General features: G+C 39.9%; 21 protein-coding genes and 2 tRNA genes. 1 reads left to right on the forward strand and 22 read right to left on the reverse strand.

What is annotated here, in order from left to right:
* Positions 1-212 precede the first annotated feature (212 nt).
* The 10 genes from FZF09_RS11210 to FZF09_RS11255 all read right to left on the reverse strand — a co-directional run bounded on the left by FZF09_RS11210 (position 213) and on the right by FZF09_RS11255 (position 7,404).
* Positions 213-1,226: a DUF3231 family protein gene (locus tag FZF09_RS11210; RefSeq protein WP_158736694.1), complete on the reverse strand. Its 1,014-nt coding sequence runs from the start codon at positions 1,224-1,226 to the stop codon at positions 213-215.
* A gap of 327 nt (positions 1,227-1,553) precedes the next feature.
* A complete protein-coding gene (locus tag FZF09_RS11215) occupies positions 1,554-2,534 on the reverse strand; it encodes a tyrosine-type recombinase/integrase (protein ID WP_158736695.1) in 981 nt (326 codons plus the stop codon).
* Between the two features lie 162 nt (positions 2,535-2,696).
* A tRNA-Leu gene (locus FZF09_RS11220) sits at positions 2,697-2,778 on the reverse strand.
* 3 nt (positions 2,779-2,781) lie between these two features.
* Positions 2,782-2,871: transfer RNA gene (locus FZF09_RS11225), tRNA-Leu, on the reverse strand.
* Between the two features lie 406 nt (positions 2,872-3,277).
* The gene (locus FZF09_RS11230) at positions 3,278-3,652 is read right to left on the reverse strand and encodes a hypothetical protein (protein ID WP_158736696.1); all 375 of its coding nucleotides are present in this window, start codon (positions 3,650-3,652) and stop codon (positions 3,278-3,280) included.
* An 11-nt stretch (positions 3,653-3,663) separates the two neighbouring features.
* Positions 3,664-4,527, reverse strand: coding sequence for a hypothetical protein (locus tag FZF09_RS11235; protein WP_158736697.1), 864 nt, complete (start codon positions 4,525-4,527; stop codon positions 3,664-3,666).
* Between the two features lie 22 nt (positions 4,528-4,549).
* Complete coding sequence (locus FZF09_RS11240; RefSeq protein ID WP_158736698.1) at positions 4,550-5,521, reverse strand: hypothetical protein; 972 nt, start codon at positions 5,519-5,521, stop codon at positions 4,550-4,552.
* Between the two features lie 15 nt (positions 5,522-5,536).
* A complete protein-coding gene (locus FZF09_RS11245) occupies positions 5,537-5,767 on the reverse strand; it encodes a hypothetical protein (protein ID WP_158736699.1) in 231 nt (76 codons plus the stop codon).
* Between the two features lie 590 nt (positions 5,768-6,357).
* The gene (locus FZF09_RS11250; protein ID WP_158736700.1) at positions 6,358-7,044 is read right to left on the reverse strand and encodes a YdhK family protein; all 687 of its coding nucleotides are present in this window, start codon (positions 7,042-7,044) and stop codon (positions 6,358-6,360) included.
* A 159-nt stretch (positions 7,045-7,203) separates the two neighbouring features.
* The gene (locus FZF09_RS11255) at positions 7,204-7,404 is read right to left on the reverse strand and encodes a hypothetical protein (RefSeq protein WP_158736701.1); all 201 of its coding nucleotides are present in this window, start codon (positions 7,402-7,404) and stop codon (positions 7,204-7,206) included.
* Between the two features lie 214 nt (positions 7,405-7,618).
* On the opposite strand from FZF09_RS11255, the gene FZF09_RS11260 reads away from it, so the two are divergent.
* On the forward strand, positions 7,619-7,927 hold the full coding sequence (locus FZF09_RS11260) for a hypothetical protein (RefSeq protein WP_158736702.1): 309 nt from the start codon (positions 7,619-7,621) through the stop codon (positions 7,925-7,927).
* Between the two features lie 60 nt (positions 7,928-7,987).
* On the opposite strand, the gene FZF09_RS11265 is transcribed toward FZF09_RS11260, so the two are convergent.
* The 12 genes from FZF09_RS11265 to FZF09_RS23340 all read right to left on the reverse strand — a co-directional run bounded on the left by FZF09_RS11265 (position 7,988) and on the right by FZF09_RS23340 (position 19,947).
* A complete protein-coding gene (locus tag FZF09_RS11265) occupies positions 7,988-8,938 on the reverse strand; it encodes a F510_1955 family glycosylhydrolase (RefSeq protein WP_158736703.1) in 951 nt (316 codons plus the stop codon).
* Positions 8,935-9,153, reverse strand: coding sequence for a hypothetical protein (locus tag FZF09_RS11270; protein ID WP_158736704.1), 219 nt, complete (start codon positions 9,151-9,153; stop codon positions 8,935-8,937). Before FZF09_RS11270 ends, FZF09_RS11265 begins: the two co-directional genes overlap by 4 nt.
* On the reverse strand, positions 9,150-10,517 hold the full coding sequence (locus tag FZF09_RS11275) for a HAMP domain-containing sensor histidine kinase (protein ID WP_158736705.1): 1,368 nt from the start codon (positions 10,515-10,517) through the stop codon (positions 9,150-9,152). The genes FZF09_RS11270 and FZF09_RS11275 overlap by 4 nt, the downstream gene beginning before the upstream one ends.
* Entirely contained in the window at positions 10,514-11,218 is a 705-nt protein-coding gene (locus FZF09_RS11280; RefSeq protein WP_199256778.1) for a response regulator transcription factor, read from the reverse strand. The genes FZF09_RS11275 and FZF09_RS11280 overlap by 4 nt, the downstream gene beginning before the upstream one ends.
* Positions 11,219-11,857: 639 nt before the next feature.
* Positions 11,858-12,241, reverse strand: coding sequence for a DUF302 domain-containing protein (locus FZF09_RS11285; protein WP_158736706.1), 384 nt, complete (start codon positions 12,239-12,241; stop codon positions 11,858-11,860).
* A gap of 72 nt (positions 12,242-12,313) precedes the next feature.
* Entirely contained in the window at positions 12,314-13,828 is a 1,515-nt protein-coding gene (locus FZF09_RS11290) for a multicopper oxidase family protein (RefSeq protein WP_158736707.1), read from the reverse strand.
* 107 nt (positions 13,829-13,935) lie between these two features.
* Positions 13,936-16,080, reverse strand: a complete 2,145-nt coding sequence (locus FZF09_RS11295) for a heavy metal translocating P-type ATPase (protein ID WP_158736708.1) — start codon at positions 16,078-16,080, stop codon at positions 13,936-13,938.
* A 93-nt stretch (positions 16,081-16,173) separates the two neighbouring features.
* Positions 16,174-16,410 carry an SHOCT domain-containing protein gene (locus FZF09_RS11300; RefSeq protein WP_199256779.1) on the reverse strand — a complete coding sequence of 79 codons (237 nt, stop codon included), beginning with the start codon at positions 16,408-16,410 and terminating at the stop codon, positions 16,174-16,176.
* Between the two features lie 359 nt (positions 16,411-16,769).
* Complete coding sequence (copZ, locus tag FZF09_RS11305) at positions 16,770-16,976, reverse strand: copper chaperone CopZ (RefSeq protein WP_199256780.1); 207 nt, start codon at positions 16,974-16,976, stop codon at positions 16,770-16,772.
* Between the two features lie 144 nt (positions 16,977-17,120).
* Entirely contained in the window at positions 17,121-18,209 is a 1,089-nt protein-coding gene (locus tag FZF09_RS11310) for an acyltransferase family protein (RefSeq protein ID WP_158736709.1), read from the reverse strand.
* An 898-nt stretch (positions 18,210-19,107) separates the two neighbouring features.
* Positions 19,108-19,602: an SRPBCC family protein gene (locus tag FZF09_RS11315; protein ID WP_158736710.1), complete on the reverse strand. Its 495-nt coding sequence runs from the start codon at positions 19,600-19,602 to the stop codon at positions 19,108-19,110.
* A gap of 225 nt (positions 19,603-19,827) precedes the next feature.
* Positions 19,828-19,947 (reverse strand): ArsR family transcriptional regulator, encoded by a 120-nt coding sequence (locus FZF09_RS23340; protein ID WP_370514456.1) that lies wholly within the window; start codon positions 19,945-19,947, stop codon positions 19,828-19,830.
* Positions 19,948-19,989: the final 42 nt, after the last annotated feature.

Here is a 19,989-nt window from a genome sequence, read left to right on the forward strand (position 1 = left end):
CACTAGATTACTTAACGCCGGCTGAATACAAGTCTATGCACCTTTAAATATTTGTCCAGTTTAGTGTTGACATACCATTATTAAAGTTTTGAAAATAAAAAAGGGAGGGGGGTTACCCCCCTAATCCAATCCTGTGTCTTATTTCATATACCCTTTCCACAAAATATAAACCTTTTTAACCCAAACTTTTTTACCGTTTTGTCTTTCATTTTTCACTTTTTAGCTAATTCATCACGGTCTAATGCCCGTGGTGGTTCTTCCATCCAGCCATGTTTAATCATGATTTTAGCCCCATCATCAGCGTATTTTAATATTTCCGCAACTAATCTGCTATACATAACGCCAATATCCCTTCTTGGACTCATGGACATGCTTCTTCCGTAGTATCCTACACTAAGTGCAATTAAACTTGTTGTATAAAACATCATTTTCCTGTCAGAAAAAGTGTACGTAGTAGAGTCAGTAACCTCTGTATCCCATGTCATAGGACAGGGTAAATCACTTTGCTTTAAGAGTGAACCAAATATTTCACAATGCTTATTTGCCATTTCCTTTCCTCTTAATAGAAACTGTTTTACTTCTTCATCCTGGGCAACTTGGCTATAGCCAATTAGGGTGGCTGCCCCTAATGCATTCCTTTGAAAATTGGTATATAGGTTTGTGATTTCGGTACCTGTAAGGGGTCTTTTTTCGCCAAAAAAGCCTGCCAAAAAACTTTTCTGTTTTACAAAGTCATATGATTCAGGTTTCGGGAGATATGGTGACCTGATAAACAGACCCTTTGCCAATAATATATCGTTGGTTTGTTTGATAAGATTATCGGATTCACTTAAACAATTACTAAAAAAGCTATAAACATCTTCTCTCACTGTTACAGGTATAGCCATGCTATATGCATTTAAACCAATCTTACCAAGTTGATTAACATTATATAAAAAATAAATGTCAGAAAACAATCTTGGGGCAGTCACATCAACGTCTTCATTTAATTTAAAGCCATGAGGTACAGGATAACCTTCCTGAGTAAATATTTCGGCTATTGTGTTAACGTGCAATTGCGAAGTGTCTAATGCATACTGAATAACAGATTTAATTTCCGTATCTTCCACGATATTTAGGTAATGTTTTAAATGACAGATGGAACCACTGTCATTCATGTATGCAGACCATAGATTTGTTATCTCTGCCGATGTTAATTTGATATCGTATTGTTGAGTAGAATTCATTTTCATCCCTCCAAAAGAATATTCCTTAACCTTCAGTTTCCCCAATAAATAACTATATATGTAAGTCTATTTAGTGTTGTCGATTTGAAATTCAGTCAAATCAAGTATAGTGAACTAATATTTGATGTTAAGAAGGAAAAACCCTATGTGGATTGAAAAAGTGTAGGTATATACAAAAAACTGTATGAAAATTTTGTGTAAAACTTGAAGAAAGAAAAAAATACGTGATAATTAAAAAGGGCAATCCCCTACTGTTCTTTTCTAAAAAGAATCTTGGGACTGCCCCATATTATTACTTTAAATCCGTGATTTCATTTTTTTTAAAATTTAAAGCCTACTCTTTAAATTCTTTAGTGGTGAAAAGTCCTTATGCTTTTCTAGTACATCATCACTGAATAAGTTCACATAGTTACGTACCATTTCCATAGAAGAATGTCCTAATATCGCTTGCAGTATGAAAATATCTGCCCCAGCTTTTACACTTAATTTTGCAAAGGTGTGCCTAAATGTATGGGCACTGCATCTAACCCCTTGAATATCTGCTTTCCTTCCATAGAAGGTAATTCTATTTTGAAGTTGTCTTTTTGACATTGGGGTGCCATCTATTGTTAGGAACAAGGCATCTGTATCTTCTACCCTGCCCCTTATGTGCAAGTATTTCGTCAATAGGTTTTGCATAGGCTTTTGAATTGGTACAAGCCGTTCTTTATAGGTTTTAGCGTTCCTGATTAGGACAGTACCCTCTTTAAGGTTCACATCCCTTACAGTGATTCCTATACACTCATTTGCCCTTATTCCTGTTTCCAGTAACAGAGACATAAGGACATAATCCCTCATGCCTGTGAACGTTCTTAAATCAGGAATCTTGAACAGTTCTTTTAACTGTTCCCGTGAAAAGGTTTCAACTGCTTGCTTTCTATCTTTCAAAAGCTTGATACCTTGAACGGGGTTCTTTCTTATATATCCTTCCCTATGCAGAAAGTTAAAGAAGCTTCTAACCGCCCTTATACGTGCATTAATAGTTACAATTTTTCTTTCTTGTTCTTCTTTCATGTAAAGAATCACATTTCTTTTAATGTGTTCACTGGTTATAGAAGAAGGGGCAGGTTCAATTCCTTGTTCCTTCATTATTTTATAAAAGGTTGATAGTTCATTCTGATAAAATTTGATGGTATGCCCTCTAAGGTTTCTTATGTTGCAATCTTCAAGAAACTTATTTAGTGCTTCTCGAAAGTCAATTTCATCACTTGTTACCCCATCAAAAATCTTTTCAATTTCTTCAGTATTTAAGCGGTTATTTCTTCTCATTGTTAAATGCCTTCCCTTCAATTAGTGTAATTGATAGGGCAATGCACACTACTATGGCACACTACATAAGGGCAAAAAATAGTGTGTAATAAGACACAAAAAAAGACCCTCTGCAATATGCAAAAAGTCTTCAAAATCAACGTTTTGTTAAGTTCCGTTTAGTACCGGTGGCCGGGGTCGAACCGACACTCCAGAAGGAACACGATTTTGAGTCGTGCGCGTCTGCCAATTCCGCCACACCGCCATGTGGTGCCGAGGGCCGGACTTGAACCGGCACGGTTGTACACCAACCGCAGGATTTTAAGTCCTGTGTGTCTGCCAATTCCACCACCCCGGCATCTATTTGAATGATGAAGACATCACCCGGATTCGAATGATTACCTTTAGCCACTCTCTCCAACAGCAGGACTATTAATATATCATCTTAAAGAAAGAACGTCAACAACCATTTATATAAAAAAAGAGCACACATCCTGTGTGCAACGTAGAAGTCACCACATCGTGTGGAAGTACGTCCTGTGACAACGCTGAACTGGCTTGCACAGGAGGTGTTGACTTTTGCGTTGCGACAGGACGTTCGCGGTTTTATCAAAAGTTCCTCTTTATCGTGTACGACTGAGCGGCTGGGCGCTGGAGCTAGACATTTAAAACGCGAAATATTTATACTATCTTACCTTTTAAAAAAAGAGGTATTTCTCCTCCTTTATAGATCTCGCTGTTCTTTTAAGCTGGTGAATGAAGAATTATTTACTACCTTTCCTCTTCATAACATTTATGATTACTTTGTGTCTGAATAGGATATAGAACAATGCAGCAGCCCACCAATAATGATAAAAGGTCCACCTTGTACTATATATTTCGGGAATAAGAAGCAGCGTCATGCACGTTACAACAAATATCGGTGCTTCTTTTTTTATGGGTAACTTTGCCAAAAACCATAAGGAAGCTGCCAAAATAGCCATTAAGTAGATCCCGTTATAAATGGCCGAGATGTGTAGCAGCACATCATTCACATGATTGCCGTATGCAGTTCCAACGATGTGACTAAGTAATTCCCTGTCTGTAACGTAAAAGGAATAGGCTAGTGCGGCTGTTATCATATACCATAAGAAAAACATATGCAGTCCCCTTACGCTTGTCCTTCACGTAATTCTAGCAGTATTTCAATCGCTTCTTCTTTTGCATGGCCTTTGTGCATCATGGTTCCCCACATCATGTCTAAATCATTTTTATTCATGTCCTCATATTGTTCATACGCTTCCACGATGGCTTGCCTGTATTCTTCGTTAAAGACAAAACGGTCCCGCGGATGGTTGCTTTCTTTTATATAGGATTGAAGGTTTTCTGGAAGCTGTTCAAGACTTTCTTGCACTTCCTCTTCCTCCAGCTTTTCAAAGGTCGCTTCTCCTGTACGGTGTGCGCTACCCTCTTGCGATAACTCTTCTTTGGCCACGCGCGTGATGTTATACGGCTCATATTCCTCTACCCCGCGTATATAGTAATCAAGATCACGATACATTCTTAACAAGTCCATCACACGCGTCTTCCTTTCCTGTTCGTCCATGTTCTGTACGTCGTTTGCTTCTTCCACTTCTTTCTGTAAGGAAACAGAATGGTTATAGATGTCTGCTAGGTCTGCTATTAATGCGTCGCCTTCCGCGTTTTCTATCGCCTCTTCTGCCATGGGTATGTGTTTTTCCAGAGCCGCACCAAGGTCTGCATCATCACCGATGGTCCGTCCTTCCACTTCTATATATTTCATCATCGCGGCGTGGCCTGCGACAATAACATTATGGACGGTTTGATGGACGTTGTTTGCTTTCGCTTCCCCTTCGATATAAGGTCTACTTTTGTTTTCTTTTTCGTTTACTGCTACTTCCTCTGTCTCTTGTTCTTGCGCTTCCATTTCTGTTTCCTCGTTTGCGCTACTTTCACTGCAAGCGGACAACATAAGTGTGGCTGCCAACGCTGTCATAATAGTGCGTTTTTTCATTTTACTCTCCCCCCCCCCCACATTATTCGTTTTGTTGTGCTTCCTTCACTTTCTTTGCAAAATGCGTGGTGTCCGTTTTTTCAATTGTAATGTCTCCTTTTACGTAATAGTTAAGGTCCCGATATATTTCCGCCAACCTTAAAATAGATTCGTTTTCCGCGTAACGATCTATGTCTTCAAGGTTTTCTTCTAACCCTTGCAGCAACTCATGTGTTTCTGCCAGATCCTTTTTTAACGCTTCATCTTCTGCTACTTCAAGCGCTTGCTCTGTATAGGGAATATAGCTTTCCAATGTTTTATCCAAGCGTTTGTAATACGATATATCTTTATCGTCGCCATGTTCGATATAGCCGTTCATCCTATCATAGCCGCGCGATATAAGACCGTCTATTGTTTTATGGACACCGTCTTCATTCCCAGTCAGTTCTAAAAATCTTGGATGTGGTTTTAATCGATGGTCCATGCCGAGTTCTTCTAACTTAGATACATCATCAAAATAATACATGTCTTCTGGCAAATGATGATTAATCGTCACGTTAATAGCTTCGCCTGCTTCATATCCCCTGATCGGATAGTTAGACATGCGTATTTGAGTGCCATCTATGAAGTAATACTCGTTACTCTGCATCTTTTGTTCCACAATGTCTTCTACCATGCTTTCAAACTCAAACCCTGTCTCGTCTGGCGCTTCCATAGAAAACTTGAGAATGGCTACATAATCATCTATATACTCCTTATTTGCAGGTCCAGAAAATCTTGTATGCAGCTGCATCTCTCCCTTGTCAAAGAATGTATCTCGCGTAACTTGCCTGACGTATATCTCATCTTTTAAATCAAATTCGACTTTCCCCTCGTTTGGCGTGTTGTGGTGGGATATGTCTTGTGGTGTATAGTCGGTTGCAAACGCCTGGAATCGTTCTTCTACATCTGCATTGTTGTTGCAGCCTGTTAACAAGGCTGCTGTCAAACCTAAGATTAATAAGTATTTTTTCATCTCTTCCTGCCCCTATTATGGTTTTAATCGTTGTTCAGCACCTTCTTCTTTCAATTCCTGCAAAGCCGTGTAATGTGGGCTGTCTTCGTGTACATTGTTATCCACAAAAATATGAACGATTTCTTCGCCTTCATCTGAATTTCCAGGGTCCGTTTCGATTCTGGCAGTTATAATAGTGGTATCATTGTAATATCTTTTTTCTGTCCTAGCTGCTAAACCTGTTACGCATAATATCTTCCCTCTCACCGCACGTCACCCCTCTCCTATTACAGAATGACCTATGTTATAGATGACGCTTTCACTGCCAATGGTTACTAGAATATGAGTCGTCATGCTTCCTTTTTTCGTTACGACATCTAGCATAAAACACCTATCTTTACGATAGATTGGCCTCCAGGTCTTCTTTAGCTGGTGCACCTCGTGTTTCATGAAAAGCCTGGTTCCCTGGTGATCTATTCTTAGGATGAGCCCTTGCAGCAATAAATGGTTCAATCGCTGCCTGTTTACATTCAACATTCCGGATTCCTGGTAAGAGTAACAATGTTCGTGAAAAATGCTTTCCAATTGTTTCTAATCTTTATGATTCAGAAATTCAATAAAATCAATAACTTTGTTTTACCGGACGTTAGCGTGGTATAGAGGTTCTTTTAAATGAAATGGATGATGCGCTAACATATAGTTTTCCTCTTTTGAAATATTTACTGCAATGGTCATGCCTTATTTTCCGCTAAGTTGAGCGTTTCTCATACCATGAAATCTCATTCATGCATACGTAAAAAGAGAGCTATCCAAAAGAATTAGCTCTCTTTCACAACTCACATTCATTTTTTAAATTGTTATTCCACAGGGCTTAGTTCCTCTTCAATAACCCATTTATGATTTTCTACTTTTTCACCGCCAGAAGTTGTGGTGAAATCAACCATATAAACCGTCGTTTCTTCTGCTGAATCAATTTCAGCTGTTGCTCCTTCCATTCCTTCCATATGAGAGGCATCCAACGTGACTTCAGTTCCTGGTTCTAATGGGGCCTCATCAGGCTCTTCCAACTCTTCGTGGATAACCCACTTATGGTCTTCCACGGGGTCTCTGCCGTTAGTTGGAGTAAAAGAAACAGAATAGGCCGTTGTATCAAAAGCTCCTGTAATGGCTGCTTCAGCCCCTTTCATCATTTCTTCGCCCCCTTCGCTATGCTCAACTTCAATAATTACCTCATCGCCAACATCATAAGCAGGGTCTTCTGCTTCCGCGAGTCCTTCCGGAACTTCACCAGAGCTAGACATATGGTCATGCATGTTCTCCTCGGAATGTTCCCCCGCCTCTTCGTCCATCTCCATATCTTCATGATTTTTGTCTTCGGAGTCAGACTCTGTTCCCGTATCGTCCTCGGTATGTTCTTCAGAATCGGGCTCTGTCTCCATATCTGTGTTATTTTCCGGATTTGTTTCTTCATTACCGCCGCATGCTGCTAAGAGCAATATAGAGAAAATAAGAATGAACCCCATGCGTATGTAAATGTTTGTCATTTTTTATCCTCCTATCAATTTTTTATAAAATAACATTCCCCGTATGAATCGTATTATAAACATTCTTTCTCATTTTTATAGAACTTATCGTAGGATTTATATTCTCTTTTCTATTACCTGTAATAGTGGGTTAACCTATCCCTTTTTGGATGAAAGTTGTCAGCCACCTTTAATACATGTCATATCAGAACTTCCAACAGAAATGTTTAATTCTTGAAGAAGTGAAGAAAGATGTTTGTTTTCGACTAATATTTCTAAGGTTTGATTGGTAATAGGGATATCATGTTTTTTAAAGGTATGTACTGTCTCTCCCCAAATTTCCACAATTGCTTTTGATGACATATTTGATTGTATGACCAATTGTAACCCCTCCTTTTTCATCCTTTATTTGCCATTACTTTATACTTATCTCTTTATAATGTCGTTTGTTCTAATGATTTTCATCTTTACTGCACTCACTACAGTAATGTTCACTAAGATTCATAATATACACAAAGCTGTCAATTCATCTTCACAGTTCCTTGATAATTTTCATGCAAAATAGAAGTATCCAGAGACAAAGGAGCTGATTACATTGAAAAAAATATTTATCGGTGTGTTGTCATTAGGGTTAGTGGCTGCTGGTGGCATTACGGCAGTGTATGCTCAGAGTAGCAGCAACGATATGTCGGTAGTAAAAGCAGAGCAAATGGCGAATAGGAACAACATGCACCAAATGATGCACGATGAAATTGGCCCAATTAATTATGGACAAATGAAGAAAGCGATGGAACAAGTTCATCCTGAATGGACGAAAGAGCAAGTAAAAGAAATGTACAATTCGATGCACGGCAAAAACAGCGCTGAACCTAGTGTGAATTTTGAAGAAATGAATGAAAATTAAGAGATGACACATAGGAATGCTGCCCTGGATTAGAAAGATAGATGCCAGGACAGCTTTTTCTTATGAATTATTTTGGCTTTTTCCTTCTTTAACTGTTTTTTCCCATGATTCCCCATTATCTTCTGTATAAAAGATATCCCTTTCCATAGTGGTTACCATTATTGTTTTAGAAGACTCAGGGTTTTGTGCTATGTATTGAATAGCATCTTCCTCTTTTATATCCGGCTCCGGCATTTGTTCTGTTTCTCCGGACGAATCAATCACTTGTAGAGTCGTTTTTTCCCCAATCCCTTCAGCAGCAAGCATCTTACCGTCATGAGTAAATATTAAAGCTGGAACCGGGCTTACGTCTAATACTTGTTCAAATGTGTCTCCAGCATCCTGTGATAGAAATACTCCTTCCTCTGTACTTACGGCCACTGTGGATTTCTCTTCCGGATGAGCTGCAAGAGCTATAATATTTCCAGATACCCCGCCCATATCTCCTTTATCCCAATCCTTTGCTTCGTTGGTGGTTACATATAGGCCTGTATCCTCCATACTAGAGTTTGGGTGGGGATTTATCACATAGATCGCTCCAGAGTTATATCCTGCCGACATGAGATGAAAATCCACTTCTCCTTCTAAACCCAAAACTTCCGTAGATTTTCCTTCATCGGTACTTTTGATAATACCGAGTGGATTCTCATTATTCGTCTGTACGGAAGGGTGTCCGCTACTATAGAAGCCATCTGCCGTCATCGTAAATCCCATATAATCATGTCGCGGCCCTTCTACTCGGCTCCATATCCCCTCCTCAAATACCCTGAGGCCATCATGTACCGGAGTGAATGCTTTTTCTCCATCCTCTGTAAAACCAAGACCATGCATATGTGGAAATTCGACTTCTGCTGCATTCTCTTTTTCTTCTGCTTGTTCTTCTGAAACATCTGGTTCAGCTGAGTCTGTTCCACATCCCGTAATGATTGTTGCAGTTATTACACTTACAATAAAGGTACTTATAGGTTTCATAATACTTTTCCTTTCCGTTTTTTGATTGACATGATGATCATATAAATGACAAATCCCCCCAAGATGGGGATTCCCATCCAAAAACAAACGCGAAGCAAGAGAGAAAAATAGGCGGGATCTCCTACTGTTCCTGGCAAGAGAGTCCCAGCCATGACGAGACAATGAAGGCCCAAAGCAATAAAAATCGAGGCAATCACCCACTCTACTCTTTTCATTCGTCACCCTCCCTCGCTTCCGGAAAACACAGTGTAAAAGTTGTTCCTTTACCATCACAGCTTTCTACATCTATCGTTCCATATTGAAGTTCCGTCAATTGTTTCACAATGGCCAGCCCCAGACCTGTTCCCCCGAAGTCACGTGCCCGTGACTTTTCGATTCTATAGAAACGTTCAAAAATATGCGGGATTTCCTCAGAAGCGATTCCAAGTCCCGTGTCTGAGACCGTTCCTATTACTTTTCCATCTTCCGCCAATACCTTGACTCGAACGCAGCCATGCTCTGTATACCGGACGGCGTTTTGTAGTAAATTCATAAAAATCTGTTCCAAACGAAAGCTGTCTCCCACGATATCGGGGATATCTTCCTCTATTTCCGTGACGAGAGTTATTTCTTTATCTCCAGCACTTGGTCTCACTTTTTCCACTGCTTTTTGTGCAATATGCCCAAGATGTACAAGCTCCAACTCCAATGGAAATCGTTCTTCTTCCATCCGTGATAACTCGAATAAATCTTCAATCAATCGATTCATTCGGTTGGCTTCGTCATGGATAATATGGATAAATTGTTGTCTTTGATCCTCATTTTGTTGAAGACCATTCTTTAATGCATGACTGTATCCTTGTATATAAGATAGAGGGGTGCGAAATTCATGAGAAACATTAGAAAAAAATTCACGCCTGTTGTCCCGATACCTTTTTAATTCTCGTGCAAGTTCATTCATGGAGCGAGCGAGAGACCCTAATTCATCTCTTGTTGTAACAGGAACTTTCGTGTTCAGATCTCCACGTGCTAACTTCTTCGCTGTCTTTTCCATCATTTGAAGAGGATTTGTAAGTTTTTTGGAAAAGATAAATGTAAACCCCAGGGCCAAAAGAAGGGATCCGAGACCTGACAACCATAAAGCATTTTGTACTCGAACGGCTGAAGAACTCATCATATTTGATGGAGAAAAAACATATATAGATGCAATAGCGTTATCTAAAACGGGTTTCCCAGCATAAAAGTAGTGTTGATTAGTCTTAGGATCAATATAACTTCCTATTTCCTCTGTTCCTGAGGATTTTTTACGCGGACTAAAGCTTTCCATTCCAGAGCTTTCTATTATTGTTTCTGTCTGATCAAAAACGATAATCTCCCGCACGGTTTCTGTAGACATAGAATCTACGAGCAAATCGACGTCTAGTCGATCTGCAGCTGAAAGCATGATAGCATATTGTGAAGCCATTTCTTCTGTTTCTTCCTTTAAATGTGTATGATTATAATTATTAAAAATCTCCAACATAACAAAACCAAGCGGAAGCAGGACGACAAGAAATAAAATCGTGATAGCGCCACCAAGCTTATAAAAGATGGTATTCATTGGTTCATACCATCCGGAAAATTAAATTTATATCCGACTCCCCACACGGTTTTAATCGGGTTAAACGACAGTCTATTATTCTTTAGCTTGGTTCGGATATTTTTTATATGAGTATCAATCGTACGGGGATCATGCCATTCATTTATCGGCCAAACTTGCTCCATCACCTGTTCCCTGGTAAACACTCGTTTCGGACGATTTGCCAATAAAAATAAGATATCAAACTCTTTGGATGTAAGCTCAACAGGGGTGCTTGCTACTTTTACCTCATGACGCTCAATGTTTATGCATAATTCTCCAATTATTAAGTCTTGAGGTTTGTCGTGACCACCATGAGTGCTTCTTCTAAGTAATGCTTTTACGCGAGCAACAAGTTCTTCGGGAGCAAATGGTTTCATGAGATAATCGTCTGCTCCAAGATTAAGTCCCTTTACCCGATCTGCTACGTCGGTTTTTGCCGTAAGCATTAGAATTCCTGTATCTGCACGAACATGACGAACTTGTTTGCACACTTCCCATCCATCTACCCCGGGCATCATAATATCTAAAATAAGAGCATCATAGGATTGATCCTGCATCTTTTGTATCGCTTCTTCACCAGAATTTGCTTCATCCAAGCTATACCCTTCGTTCTGGAGATAAACATGAACTAATTGGCGCATCTGTTGTTCATCGTCTACGATCAGTATACGTGCCACCATTGTTCCTCCCATTCATTTCTACGTGTATAGTGTAGCGAATAATTATGGAATTTGTGTGAAGATCAAGAACTTCACCTTTTTGAAACAATCCCTATCTATAAGAAAAGCGCAAGCGACTTAAAAGAAGGAAGTTCGGCTACGAGCGTCACGTCCTGTGACAACGCCGAACTGACTCCCATCCTGGGAGCCCGCGACAGGTTCTGGAGCTTTCGCGCAGGGTCGTCTGCGGCCCGGAGTCGAAAGGGAAGACATCAGACGTTCAGCTTATTTTAATGAACTTCTACTAAAATCGCACACGTCGACGCATAGGATGTGCTCATGTCGCCAATGCCACAGGACGTGGTGTTTTTGGCGACGAGTGTGCAACGTAGAAGTCCCCACATCGTGTGGAAGGACGTCCTGTGACAACGCTGAACTGGCTTGCACAGGAGGTGTTGACTTTTGCGTTGCGACAGGACGTTCGCGGTCTTAGCAAAAGTTCCTCTTTATTGTGTGCGCCTGAGCGGCTGGGCGCTGAAGCTAGACATCAAAAACGCCAAATATTTATAACTTCTTACCTTATAAAAAACCCTTAAGACAGGATCACCGCCTCTGTCTAAGGGTTCTCATTATGTAACAAACTCCTTTACTATACCTGTTTTAAACGGCTCGATCCAAGCATGCGATTAATCGGTCTTCAATATCCTGTGCCAGCTCTTTGATCAATGGATCATTGACCATTTCTGTTAACGTCGTTGGTCGCGGCATGCCTATTTTCGTTTTCCCTGTATCTTCATAAACCACGATTTTACATGGTAAGAAGTACCCTACCATTTGATTTTCTGATAACACACGCTGCGCTTCTTTTGGGTTACATACTTCCATCACATGATAAGGCTGGTCAAACGCAAAACCTTTATTTTGCAGTGTCTCTTTGATATCAAAGTGCCATAACACGCCGAATTTCTCGTCTTTTAAACTCTTCTCCAAAGCCGACATCGCCTCTTCTATGGATTGGGTTGTTTCAACAGTATAATGAAACATGACCTCAGCCCCTTTCTATTTTTTTCTTTTATTGCCCGTTTTGGGATGACAACCATCATTTTTTCTGTCACATTATTCCGGCTGGTTTTCCCCACCTATCTCAAAAGGTGAATACACTCCTTGATAATCAACAACGGTTATCATACCAAGCTCTGCATGGTTATTGTCATGACAATGGAATAACCATTCCCCTATATTGTTTGCTTCAAAGTAAACGACATACTCTTCGCCGGGCCTCACATGAATCAAGTCTTTTACAATGGGATAATCATATTCTTTTCCATTTTTTGAAGCTACTTGAAAACGATGACCATGTAAATGCATTGGATGATTCATCATTCCCGAATTCGTGATATTTACTTTCACGATATCTCCTTCTTCGACTTTAATTGGAGAAGTGTTCGGAAATGTCTCACCATTGATTTGAAAGGACATTCCTTCTCCCATATTCATCCCCATACTTACGTCCATATCATAGGTAACATCTGGATCAGGTGTTTCCTCAAAAAGTAATTCTTCGCTTCCATAAGTCGTCCCATCTGCAATATCCGATCCGGACGACACGGTCCAGTTAATTTTAGAGTCAGCACTGTTTTCGGAAACCACCGGAATTCTCATGTCTTCCGAATGTTCCACACCAGGGTTTTCAGCAATCACTTCCGATTCTTTCCCTTGTTTGGTATACGCTACATCAATTCTCTCCCCTGGTGCAATTTCTAATACCTGAGAAGAACCTTGCTCACCATTTATTTCTTCTGCATCATTGGCAATCACTTTCATGGATCCTTCCGGAAAGACCAGCTGATGCTGCTGGTAACCTGCGTTCACAAACCGAAGTCTAGCTGTTTCTCCTTCTTCCATCACTAATGTCTCGATAGCATCTCCAGCCTTTCCATTAACTGTAAAGGTGTCGTACAATTGTTTTGTATCCATTTCTCCATCTCCAGACATGTGGCCTCGCATCATTCCTCCCATGTTAAAAGCTCCTTGATCACGTGATCTAGTCGCCCATTCGTCTAAGATGAAAAATTCATCTCGATCATACTCTGGTTCTTTTTCTTCAATAACAAGCGACCCATATAAGCCTCGATCTACTTGCTCCGCACTATGTTGATGCGAATGATACCAATAGGTACCGGGGTCATTAGCAATAAATTCATACGTAAAGGATTCCCCAGGCTCTACCGCATCTTGAGTGAGCCCCGGTACTCCGTCCATCCTATTAGGCAGGATGACACCGTGCCAATGAATCGTAACAGGAACACCTAATTCATTTTTTAGATGGACACGGACAAAGTCTCCTTCAGTCACTCGTAATGCTTCTCCAGGCACCGTCCCGTTATAAGTCCAGGCATTCACCTTTTTTCCGTCCCCTAACTCCCATTTTGTTTCTTGCGCGGTCAGGTCGAAAGTTTTTACCGGACGATCTCCTGCTTCCTGAGCTCCAACCTCTAAAATACTAATTCCATTTTGTGAACTCCCGTTATATTGGCTACTACCATTGTAAAAAGGGGAATTGATAAATAACCATCCACCAATAGCTAACAGAATAACGATTAATATGGAACCAACTACTTTTCTGTTCATGCATTCTTCACCTCCATTATCCTTTCTGCTCATTTACCCATAGGTGTATGATAAAAAGTTTAACAGACTGCGCAAGTCTATATGCTTGCACAGCCATTCTAGAACATTCATGCTTTCAATAGTTTAGCGTTAATCGCTACAATCACGGTACTTAAACTCATCAATATGGCACCCGCTGCTGGACTTAACACCAGACCAACCGGCGCCAGGACACCCGCAGCAAGTGGAATCGCTGCAATATTATACCCGGTCGCCCACCATAGGTTTTGCACCATTTTTCGGTAGGTCTTCTTGGATAAATCCATGAGTCCCACCACATCATTTGGATTGCTTTTGACAAGGATCACATCGGCGGTTTCCATCGCAACATCCGTTCCAGCTCCAATCGCAATACCTAAATCCGCTATGGCTAGGGCCGGGGCATCATTGACACCATCGCCTGTCATGGCAACCTTCCAACCCTTTTCTTGAATCTTCTTTACTTGATTGGCTTTGTCATCGGGTAAAACTTCCGCGTACACTTCATCGATACCTAATTGCTTCGCTACCCAATTGGCCACTTTTTCATTGTCCCCTGTCAGCATAATGGAGTGTATACCCTTTTCTTTCAACCTTGCCACAGCTTCCTTCGCTGATTCACGGACCATATCTGCGAGCGAAATCATACCGATTAAGGTATCATCCATGAGAACAAAAATGACAGTCTTTCCTTCTTCCGACATTTGGTTAAAGAGATCTTTGTCATAGGTAAGGTTCTGGCTTTTCACATAACCTGGGCTGACAGCATTTATTTTGTATCCGTCCACTTTTCCCTCAATGCCTTTCCCAGTAATCGACTGAAACTCCTCTATCTTCGCTAAGTTAATTCCCTTTTCCGTTGCATTTTTTACAATGCCGGCTGCGATAGGATGTTCTGATTGCTGTTCTAAGCTAGCGGCATAATATAAGACGTCTTCTTCAGTGTGACCTTCTCTAGGTACGATATCCGTTACACCGAATTCCCCTTTGGTCAAGGTACCGGTTTTGTCAAATACCACTGCATTTAAGTTCCTTGCTCCTTCAAAGTTCGCTCGATTGCGAATTAAAAGACCTTTCTTCGCTGAGATCGCTGTGGATACAGCAACAACAAGCGGTGCTGCCAAACCAAGGGCATGCGGACAAGTGATAACCATGACAGTCACCATTCTCTGCAAAGCTACATCGAACGAATAACCCAGTAATAGCCAAATCGTTAAGGTGAGAAAGCCTGCCACCAATGCAAGGTAAAACAACCACTTCGCTGCCCGGTTCGTTAAATCTTGGGTTTTTGACTTAGATTCCTGAGCTTCTTTGACCATCGTAATAACCTGAGATAAATAGGATTCCTCTCCCGTCTTTTCCACTTGAACGGTAAGAGATCCCTCTTTATTGACGGAACCACCGATGACTTCATCCCCAATAGACTTTTCTGCAGGAACCGATTCTCCTGTGAGCATCGCTTCATCAATGGCAGAGCTCCCATTCAAGATCGTACCGTCCACCGGTATTTTTTCACCGGGCTTGATAAGTACGCGGTCTTGATTACGTAAGTGGGAAACAGGGACATCTTCTACCTCATCCTTTTCATTCAATCGATGAGCTTCATTTGGCATCAGTTTCACTAACTGCTCCAGCGCATTGGATGCCCCCATAATCGATCGCATTTCAATCCAATGACCCAGCAGCATAATATCAACGAGTGTCGCCAATTCCCAAAAAAGCTGATCTCCTTCCCAGCCGAACACCACCATCGTACTGTAGCCATACGCAATGGTGATAGCCAGGCCGATAAGAGTCATCATTCCCGGGTTCTTTTCCCTTAACTCACTGGCGGCACCTGTAAGAAACGGCCAGCCTCCATAGAAAAAGACAACCGTAGATGGAACGAATAAAATATAGAGATCACCTGGGAATCTCCAGTCCACTCCAAGAAACATTTGAATCATTGGGGACAGAGCCAGAATTGGAATGCTTAAGATAAGAGAAATATAAAAACGTTTTTTAAAATCGGCAATCATTTCCCCATGGTCATGGTCTCCACCATGTCCATGATTATGATGGTCACGTTCCCCGTGATTGTGGGAATGATGATGTTCCTTCTGATCATGTCCTTCGTACTTACTTTTATGGTGATCCTGCTTGTTATTTTGGTTGTCAGTGTGATGGCGATGTTCGTGGTGGTGGTGATGCTCATGATGATGTTGATCGGTATGTTGTTCGTTATCCTTTGCCATGTTGCATTCTCCTTTTTGGCACCCTGTTGCCATATCATACATGTATCATTGCACGAACCTCCGCAATTTCTTTATCTCCCTCCTTTTCCACCATTACTCTTCTAACTTTCTTCTCAAACGATCATATTCTTCTTCAGATATTTCTCCTTTTGCCAAACGCTCCTTTAATATTTCTAACGAACGGCTGCTAGAAGACTGCGATGGATGATTAGTATTGGCTCCTCTCATCATCCAAACAACGACCGCAATGATAGCTAAAATAATGAGTATCCCAAAAAAACCAAAAAATCCACTGCCCATTCCAGTTCCGTTCATCATTCCATTCATCATATTTCTTTCCTCCCTATTCACATCCATGCTGGGAAATGACATGTCACACTTTTTCCTAACCTCCATTTTATAAAATGAAAAGTATAACAGATATCGGGACTTCCCCTATTCACTAGACGGATCGACATCCTTTATTCTATAAATTAATTGTCAAGAAAGTATGGAGAAAAGATCTTAACTGTATGGACTATAAAACGATTTCCCCTCATTTAAGAAGTTTTTATGGAGGAAATCGGAAAACACAACAATTAGAGTATTGAGGGATGTTTAAATAAAAGAGACCATGTAAACAGTCTATCTTTGATCATAATAAATAAGGCTGGTCCCAACCAACGTAAGGAACCAGCTCATGTTATTCGTTACGCTACTACGTCATAGCCTTGTTCTTCTACTGCTTCACGCATATTATCAAGAGTAACTTTTTCTTCGTTATAAGTGACATCTACTTTCCCAGCACTTAAGTTCACGTTAACTTCAGTAACACCGTCCAATTCTTTTAATGCACCTTTTACAGATTGTTCACAATGACCGCAAGTCATCCCTTTTACATCTAATGTTTTTTGCATGATATAATTTCCCCTTTCTTTATTTCATTTATACTTTGACACGTTTCAAACGAAGAGAGTTTGTCACTAAACTAACAGAGCTAAAGGCCATTGCAGCCCCTGCAATCCTTTTAAATTTGTTTTATACATTTATTCACCATATACTTAAATCTTTTGTTTATACATATTTTGCCATTTACTATTATTTTTAATCTGGTAAGGAACAGGAAGTGTTTTGCCAATAAAATATGAGCTCCAATTAAACGACGAAACGAACCAAGAAGCAACAACCGAGCTACCGACAGCAAAAGCAAAAGCAGCAATAAAATACATTAATGGTGACATGCCTTCTATAACAGGGAGATAATAGAGAAAGACTTTGTGAAGCAAATAAATATTAAACGAATATTTGCTAATAAAACTCACCCATTTTGGCACGCTTTGTAATCGAGACGTTAGCAGAATGATTAGAAAAATTATACTGACAGTATAAAAAATGTTGTCCACTCTCTTTGAAGATACTACGTCTAAAACTTCTGCCCTTGTGAGAATGAAGACAGTTAACAAACTAATCATTGGCAGTAACAAAACTAACCATTTGTAAGCCAATAATTTTTTCTTAAGACTATGATAATTGACACCGCAATAATAACCCAGCGTAAAGTAAAAAACCCATCCAAAAAAAACAAGCCAGTAACCACGCTCCCATATATAATCTGCTATTAGATTACCTGGAGCTTCTGTAAAATTAAACACCGAAAGATAGGCAATATTTATAAGAAGTGAAAAAATAAGTACTGTTTTAGGTTCCCATTTCTTTAGGTGCCGATGAAAGAAATAATGAAGAATATAAAATTGAAAAATAACTAAAATAAAATAACCAGTGTAGTTTCCAGCAAATACATTAAGGAAAATACCTGTTCCAATCTCACTCCACGTGTCATTCATTATGAAAGCAAAAATAATTCCCACAAAAATAAACGGAAATAATAAGTATTTAATACGTTTCCTAAAAAAACCCTGTGGCAAATTTTCTGGATATACATGGGCAAGCAGCATTTCAGAAATAAACACAAAGGCCGGTGTACCAAAAAAGACTGCAAAACGTACCGAAATTAACAGATGATTATCTGTTTGGGAAATGACACTTCCGTAATTATTAAGCGTTGTATTTACTGAATGGATGACAACTACGGCCAGACAGGCTAATGCTCTGATCCAAAATATTTCATTAATCACTCTCTCCTTTTTCAACAATAACACTCCCTTGGTACCACGAACTTTTGGCAGTCGTTGTTTAGTTGTTGTCAACTAAAACTAAAAAGCATCTTGATGAAATTTTTGATACCTTCTCTGTAATATTATTTGCTTGAAAGTTTTGCCAAGTCTCTCCTCTTTCAAACTCTGTTTTCAGCACTATCCAGTAGTACTACACCTTATCAATTAAATGTGAAGATTTTATAGAGATTGTAAATATCAAGGTTCTACTGATAGAGGTTAAGCAAGCACTATGTGATTTTTAATGTTCTTAACCCCTGATCATCAATAACTGTAATATACGTTGTATTTGGGGCACTGTAAGGCTCCTCTTCCCCTATTGCTACAAGGCTGTCGTCATCAATTTCTTCTGATAACTCCCTGAGTTCACAACAATGGTTTCAAAATTTTTTCCTTTTGCACAATACGTTACTTTAAAATATGGCCATCGTTTGTAGAGAATCGTACCTTTCTTTTAACGGGTTAGACCAAAGTAAAGATACATTTCCTTTTACATCTTTTAAACGACATTTAGAAAAAAATAACACAACAAATAAAGAGGGATTGCTCCCCCTTTATCGTTCTTCCCTTTTATAATGGTAAAAAGCAGAATTGTCTGGTCCAATTAAAGGTATACAGCAGCTCAATTTCCTATCATTCTCCCTGCTTATTTCAACCTTTCGCAACCTGACCATCGCGACTTGGTGTTACATATCCACTTGGATGCAGATGCGCTATATTGATCGAGTCTCAAACAATGCGTTTTATTGTGGAATAAAAAGGGGGAATGAGGTGTGGAAGGAATAGCATTCTAGTTACTTGGAATTTTAAACCGGTTATAATTCATGTAACGAAACGACACCACTAGTTGGTGTTTTTTTGTTAAAGCAATATATTAACTGTGTAACTTTGACAGATAATCGGCTAATTGTTCGAAGGTTCCTTCAAACCCCTTTTGTACCATCTCTTGTGATTCCTCGAAGGTCTTGATTTCTTCCTCAGTAGGGGAGACCGGAACACCAATCATTGTAAGTGTGGTTTTGCCATCATCCTCAATAAACGTCAAAACATTCTGAATTTCTAATGGCCAGTTAGCGTTAAAGGGAGCCCGTACGATATTTCCTTCCTCGTCAGAAAATGAATTGGTATAAACAAGTTTCTCTGGAGGTTCAATTTCATTATAAACAAATTTCCCCCACATAACGAGGCCATCTTGAGACTTCTGGCTGTAATGAAAGACACCATCCGGGCGGAGTTCTAGTTTAGTAACATCAATTGTCCATCCCTTTGGACCCCACCAGTTTAAAAGATGTTCCTTTTCGGTAAAAGCTTTAAACACAAGATTACGTGGAGCATCGAAAGTTCGAATGATTTCAATTTTAGCAGACATTGTTCTTCCTCCCAAAATTTTATTCACAGGACCGAAACGAACAATAAAACCGTTCTATTAACTGTCACTTATGTTTCATTTCTCTTTTTCTTTTGCAACTCCTGCAATTAACGATCTAAACTATCGAATTTTTCTTCCCCCAGTTCACGGTATTGGTCCAACCTAGAATTTAATTCTTTGAAAGGCTCTTGTATATGCGGCGATTGGGGGCACCATAAAATTCCACTATTCCTGCTGCATATAATATAGTACGCGCAGATGTTTTGATGCTTGTGGCTGTCGTATGTGAAGCTGAGCCACAATTTTCCCTAAGGTAAGAGGACTGGCACGAAGTAATTTAACTATGCGTAATCTACTCCCTCACTTCATCTATGAAGCTACAGGATA

The organism is Alteribacillus sp. YIM 98480 (genome assembly GCF_009765375.1).
Classification (GTDB): domain Bacteria; phylum Bacillota; class Bacilli; order Bacillales; family Marinococcaceae; genus Alteribacillus.

What these genes read in the sequence shown, in the direction of transcription:
- FZF09_RS11285 (WP_158736706.1), bottom strand. Translation starts at nt 12,241, where the DNA reads ATGTTTCATTATACTGTTGAAACAACCCAATCCATAGAAGAGGCGATG.
- FZF09_RS11215 (WP_158736695.1), bottom strand. Translation starts at nt 2,534, where the DNA reads ATGAGAAGAAATAACCGCTTAAATACTGAAGAAATTGAAAAGATTTTT.
- FZF09_RS11250 (WP_158736700.1), bottom strand. Translation starts at nt 7,044, where the DNA reads ATGACAAACATTTACATACGCATGGGGTTCATTCTTATTTTCTCTATA.
- FZF09_RS11230 (WP_158736696.1), bottom strand. Translation starts at nt 3,652, where the DNA reads ATGTTTTTCTTATGGTATATGATAACAGCCGCACTAGCCTATTCCTTT.
- FZF09_RS11210 (WP_158736694.1), bottom strand. Translation starts at nt 1,226, where the DNA reads ATGAATTCTACTCAACAATACGATATCAAATTAACATCGGCAGAGATA.
- FZF09_RS11280 (WP_199256778.1), bottom strand. Translation starts at nt 11,218, where the DNA reads ATGGTGGCACGTATACTGATCGTAGACGATGAACAACAGATGCGCCAA.
- FZF09_RS11295 (WP_158736708.1), bottom strand. Translation starts at nt 16,080, where the DNA reads ATGGCAAAGGATAACGAACAACATACCGATCAACATCATCATGAGCAT.
- FZF09_RS11275 (WP_158736705.1), bottom strand. Translation starts at nt 10,517, where the DNA reads ATGAATACCATCTTTTATAAGCTTGGTGGCGCTATCACGATTTTATTT.
- FZF09_RS11265 (WP_158736703.1), bottom strand. Translation starts at nt 8,938, where the DNA reads ATGAAACCTATAAGTACCTTTATTGTAAGTGTAATAACTGCAACAATC.
- FZF09_RS11240 (WP_158736698.1), bottom strand. Translation starts at nt 5,521, where the DNA reads ATGAAAAAATACTTATTAATCTTAGGTTTGACAGCAGCCTTGTTAACA.
- FZF09_RS11300 (WP_199256779.1), bottom strand. Translation starts at nt 16,410, where the DNA reads ATGATGAATGGAATGATGAACGGAACTGGAATGGGCAGTGGATTTTTT.
- FZF09_RS11315 (WP_158736710.1), bottom strand. Translation starts at nt 19,602, where the DNA reads ATGTCTGCTAAAATTGAAATCATTCGAACTTTCGATGCTCCACGTAAT.
- FZF09_RS11290 (WP_158736707.1), bottom strand. Translation starts at nt 13,828, where the DNA reads ATGAACAGAAAAGTAGTTGGTTCCATATTAATCGTTATTCTGTTAGCT.
- FZF09_RS11270 (WP_158736704.1), bottom strand. Translation starts at nt 9,153, where the DNA reads ATGAAAAGAGTAGAGTGGGTGATTGCCTCGATTTTTATTGCTTTGGGC.
- copZ (WP_199256780.1), bottom strand. Translation starts at nt 16,976, where the DNA reads ATGCAAAAAACATTAGATGTAAAAGGGATGACTTGCGGTCATTGTGAA.
- FZF09_RS11235 (WP_158736697.1), bottom strand. Translation starts at nt 4,527, where the DNA reads ATGAAAAAACGCACTATTATGACAGCGTTGGCAGCCACACTTATGTTG.